Origin of the sequence: Paenibacillus sp. B2(2019), assembly GCF_008370385.1 — a bacterium.
Classification (GTDB): Bacteria; Bacillota; Bacilli; order Paenibacillales; family Paenibacillaceae; genus Paenibacillus_AQ.
This window is the reverse complement of record NZ_VTZR01000034.1, coordinates 1-5,659: the sequence shown is the minus strand read 5'-3', so window position 1 is coordinate 5,659 and position 5,659 is coordinate 1. Positions and strand designations below refer to the sequence as shown.

Below are 5,659 nucleotides of genomic sequence, written 5' to 3'. Positions count from 1 at the left end.
GTGAATCCAAAGGCAACACTGACGTTTGATGATGCTGACCAGATTCCAGTATGGGCAAGACCTTATGTGGCAACAGCTGCAGAAGCAGGCTTAATTAAGGGGAATGGGGATGGCAAATTTAATCCAATTGCCTCTTCGACTAGAGCTGAAGCAGTCACTGTGATTCTAGCTATGCTAAACGAAAAATAAATGATGGTTTAGCTTACTGCAGTTTTGTGCCATTTAGTTTAACTTCGAAGAAGATCGCCTACACGAGTGTAGGCGATCTTCTTTGTATATTTTTATGAAATCAGGAGGTTCGGATGCGACGGAGAGGGGAGCTCAGGGTACACGATCAAATAAGATTTTATTTGTCCGATTTCCGTAAAATTTATCAATAAATCCAAATTATCGTCATTAACTTCCCAGTGGCTGGAGAGTAAGATGAACACATATAAAGTCGATTGACTCTTCTCTTTTCACAATATCGATCAAGGTATTTGAAATCCTACACCCAATGACTATCCTCATTTAAGAATGACACCAAACAGATATATAGCATTTTGTAATTGGAATGCTCCTTCCTATGAATACTTCCATGAATTCATCATTATATTCAGATTCTCAAAAAAATAAGCGATCTCTTCCACAGTCAGCATGACAAGCAATGATACTGGTGAATTTGTAAGCGGTTTCAGTTCGTTCGACTCAAAGGAGGTGATGCTGAATCGATGGCAATTACACGAAAGATCAATTAAGAGCAATTGGCATGGAATAGATTGAACTCGAAGGAGGATAAAAATGTCACTGTCAAAGGTAATTAAAAACTTAGCCATTGTGGTAGTCTCTGCACAGCTGAGTAGCACAACAATTCCTGCATTTTCAGGAATTGCGAATGCTGCAGCTAATGATGGAATCATTGAATCAAATATAATGTCAGTTCAATTAGATCAGAATTTTCCAAGAGTAATAAAGTATGAATTCAACAATAAAGTTCTAAATGGATCAGAAGATGTACTAAACACAATAAGAATTAACGGGACAGACTATATACCGAAAGTAAAGTACACAGAAGAGGCAGACAAAGCCTACTATGTGCTAACTGTTGATGAGCTGAATGTAGTCATTAAGCTAACAATGCAAGTAGTGAAAAATTCACTTGATTTCGAAGTGACGAATGTGGAAGAAAATGGTACAGAGAGAATCCATACTATTGAAATCCCAAACCATAGCTTGGTATCGGTTAGAAGCACAGAAGCGAATGCTAAATTTGCCGGTTCCAGAATGGAAAACGCTGTTTATAAAAAAGGTGATGTGTATCAAGATGTATCAGGTACTCCTGCGGTAGATAGTACACCAAAAAACTATATGTACGCGTTTATTAACAATGATCAACTGGCAGCAGGTGTATGGTCGAATGCCTATGGTGATACAAATGCCGATGGAGATAATGACAATCACCGGATTGTGAAACAGACGACCAAGAAAACGGATTACTCCCGTACAGCTTTGTGGAGTGCTTCATGGGTATATCGTGGAAATAATATGCCAGAAAACATAACAGAACCTTTACCACATAGTAAGGTCGTTATCACAGCGGATGCAAATGCGGATACGAAAATGGATTGGCAGGATGCAGCTGTTGCATTCCGTGATATCATGAACAATCCTGTAGGCAGCGATCGAATGTCTGAACTTGTTGTTCACCGTATACCGATGAACTTTGGCAGCCAGGCAACTAACCCATTCTTAAAGACTTTAGATGAAACAAAGAAAATATATCTATCAACGGATGGGCTTGGACAGTGGGTGGAATTAAAGGGTTACCAAGCAGAAGGGCATGACTCCGCACATCCGGATTACGGCGGACATATCGGTGTACGTCAAGGCGGACAGAAGGATATGGATACGCTTGTAAGAGAAGCGCAGAACTATAATGCTTTTATGGGTGTACATATTAGTGGTACAGGTGCTCACCCGGAAGCAAAGGCATTTGATGATCAATTAGTAAATATCAATAAAGGCGGTTGGGACTGGCTTGATCCATCCTATGACTTTGATGACCCAACATATCGTAGAGAAGTTTATTCTGGTAACAGACTGAACCGTTTACAGATGTTAAAGGACGATGCGCCAACACTTGATTTTATTTATGCGGATGCATGGTATGAGCAGGGCTTTAACGGAAGAAGATTTGCAAGAGAAGTGAATTCTTTTGGCTGGACGCTTACGACGGAGTTTCCAAATGTATTAGAAGATGATGCCGTTTGGAATCACTGGTCAGTTGACTATGATTACGGCGGTAAGAGCATCAAGGGCTATAGCAGTGATATCGCTAGATTTGTGCGAAATCACCAGAAAGATACGTGGATCGCTCGCCATCCAATCCTAGGCGGTACGGAGGCAAATGATGCGGAAGGATGGCAGGGTAGAGTAGATTATGATGAAATGATTGATATTGTATTCAAAACAAATCTGCCAACGAAATATCTGCAAAGCTTCCCGATGACGAAGTACGATGTAAACAACAATGTGGGAAGAGTCGAATTTGAAGGAAATGTCGTTGCTGAAAGAAAAAATGACGGAAAAAGAACCTTCACGAAAGATGGTAAAAAGCTTCTTGAAGAAGATGTGAGAATTCAAAAAGGAACAAGTGACGGTAATGTTTATGATGATGTAAAATTCAATAACCTCAAATACTTGTTGCCGTGGTCGCCAAATGCTGATAAGACAGATAGTGAATTGGCTAAAGTTGAAGAGAAACTGTACCACTATAATGAAGGTGGCGGATCAACGACTTGGGAGCTTCCAAATAGCTGGAACGATGTATCAACAGTGAAGTTATATACATTAACTGATACGGGTAAGCAAGAAGCAAAAGAATTAAGCGTAGTTGATGGCAAAATTACGATTGATGCTAAAGCAAAACAGGCTTACGTTGTATACAAAGGTGATGTGTCTGTAACTGCTAAAGATATGAATTGGGGATTTGCGATGCCTGCAAAGGACCCAAGCTTCAACAGTGGAACATTAGACAACTGGTCGATTATCAAAGGTGGAGACAGTGCTGCAACCGTAGAACGTAACCATCGTGGACAATATGAATTAGTCGTCAAAGAAAATACGGAAGAGACTGTATTAGAGACGGAGTTATCAGGGTTGAACCCTGGAACATACTCGGCTTCAATATATGTTCAGGTAGGAAATACGCCAAACAGTACAAATGCAACTGATCCAAACACGGCAGGAAATGCAAAACGTAGAACGACGATTGGCGTGAAAGATTTTGGCGGAGCAGACATCACGAGCTATACGGAAAGTTCACCGCTGCAAAACTACATTTCAGCTGACTCCAAGCACAGCACCAATATGCAACGAATGAGAGTCGTGTTTGATGTTGCAGCAGGACAGGATACAGCTACATTGTACTTGAAGGTAGCTGGAGGAACAGCAATTGTAACCTTTGACGATGTTCGCTGCGTACCTACCAAGCGAGTTGTACCGCAATCTCCAGAGATAGTCGTAGCAGAAGATTTTGAGCATGTGGACCAAGGGTTGACTCCATTTGTCATAGCAGATGCTGACGGAGTAAGTGATCCACGTACTCACTTATCAGAATTACACGCTCCATACACCCAGAAAGGTTGGAATGGAAAAGAAGTTGATGACGTATTAAATGGAGGATGGTCCATTAAGTCACATAAAACAGGTAGCGGTCTGATCATGAGAACATTACCGCAGACTCTACGATTTGATAAAGGAACAACTTACGAAGTATCTTTCAAATATGAAAGTCAGTTCGATAAGAAGATTAATTTCGTTGTTGGTAACGGTACTAAGGAAGTGATGAATGTACCAATGCCACAGGTAACTGTTCCTACACAGTTTACGGTTAAATTTACAGCAAGCACAGAAGATTTCTGGATTGGAACAAGGAATACTACTGGGAGTTCAGCAGGAGACTTTATCCTTGATGATCTAGTGGTTAAAGAAGCAAAGGATGCTACGATTGAACCACCACAAATTACACCTGTTGATTTATCGGTTATACCTGTAGATGGTATCACTGCAAGTGCAACTGGTTATGAACCAAGTGATGCACCAGAAAATGTTCTTGATGGAAACACAGGTTCATTGTGGCACACAGCTTGGAATGGAAGTGATAAATTACCACAATCCATTACGCTTGATTTAGGTAAAGCTTACAGTGTAAACAGAGTAGATGTAACGCCAAGACAGCAGACTGATAGTAGCGGTGTAGCTAATGGTAATGGCTTCATTACAAAATATGACTTATATGTTAAGTATGCAGATGCTGAAGGTTTTGTAAAGGTTGTTTCAGAAGGTGTATGGGAAAAGACAATTAATACAAAACAAATAGCTATTGACAGTTCGAAGCCAATTACTCACGTTAAGTTAACAGCATTAGAAGGACGTGGCAATTACGCATCTGTAGCTGAAATGCGAGTTGCTCAAGAAGCTCCATCCATAACTGGACCAAATACCGTTACAGTTAGTACTGCAGTTGGTATGCATCCGGAAATGCCTGCAACTGTAAAGGCAACATTGAGCAATGGCACAGAAATGGATTTGCCAGTGCAATGGCCAGCCATTCCCCCTTCAGAATATGCTGAAGAAAGAGAATTTGAAGTAATAGGACATATTAATGGCGTTGAAGCTGCAGCGATTACAGCTACTGTAACCGTAACACCGAGTGGGGAAGTAGATATCGTAGATGCAAAAGTGATGACGGTTTACACGATAGTAGGAACTGCACCTATGATGCCAGCAACGGCTAAGATGGTGACCTCAACTGGTACAGTTGCGAATGTACCTGTAACTTGGAATGAAATGGCTGAAGGTAGCTACCAGAATGTTGGATCATTCAAAGTAGAGGGTACAGTAGAAGGTACTAATATCAAAGCACAGGCTATTGTTATAGTTACGGAGCGCCAAGCTACAATTAGTGAAATTTCTAAAATAAAAATGAGCACATTTATTGGCGTGAAACCGCTTTTATCAAGCATGCTCGAAGTAACGATGAGTGATAATTCAAAGCGTTTTGTAGCTGTGACGTGGGATCTTATTATGGATGAACAGATTAACAAAGAAGGTCAATTTACTATAAATGGTACGATAGAAGGTACGAATAAAAAAGCTATTGCAGAAATTACAGTCAAAGAAGATCCGAACATTGCTTTGAAGAAGCCTGCAACCGCAAGCAGTCAGCAGTCTGGCAATTCGGCAGCGATGGGGAATGACGGTCAAACATCAACTCGTTGGAGTACAAATGATCCAAGTACTGAACAATGGTGGAAGGTTGATCTGGGAGTACAGTACGATGTTACGGGTTCAAAGATGACTTGGGAATCCGCTTCAGGTACGATGAAGTACAGAATAGAAGTCTCTTCTGATGGCCAAACCTGGAACGAAACAGTGAATAAGTGGGATACTCCAGTTACTCAAAGTGTTACAGAAGATACTTGGTCAGCTAATCATGTTAAATTTATCAAAGTGACGGCTTTGGGTATTAACCCTGCATGGGCAGGTTTCCGTGAGTTTGAAGCTTACGGCGCTAAATCAACTGTAGTGGATACGACAGCGCTAGAAGCAGCGATTGCAGCAGCTCAGGTCAAAGTAGATAAAGCAGTCGTTGGTGATCAGCCAGGACAATATCCAC

At 41.0% G+C, this 5,659-nt stretch carries 2 protein-coding genes; both read left to right on the top strand.

Annotated elements, in window-relative coordinates:
- Window positions 1-189: S-layer homology domain-containing protein (locus tag PAENI_RS31265; RefSeq protein ID WP_188114766.1), on the top strand; the 189-nt coding region annotated here is incomplete at its 5' end.
- Window positions 190-780: 591 nt separating this feature from the next.
- The coding region (locus PAENI_RS31260; protein WP_149647942.1) for an endo-alpha-N-acetylgalactosaminidase family protein at window positions 781-5,659 on the top strand (4,879 nt) is incomplete at its 3' end.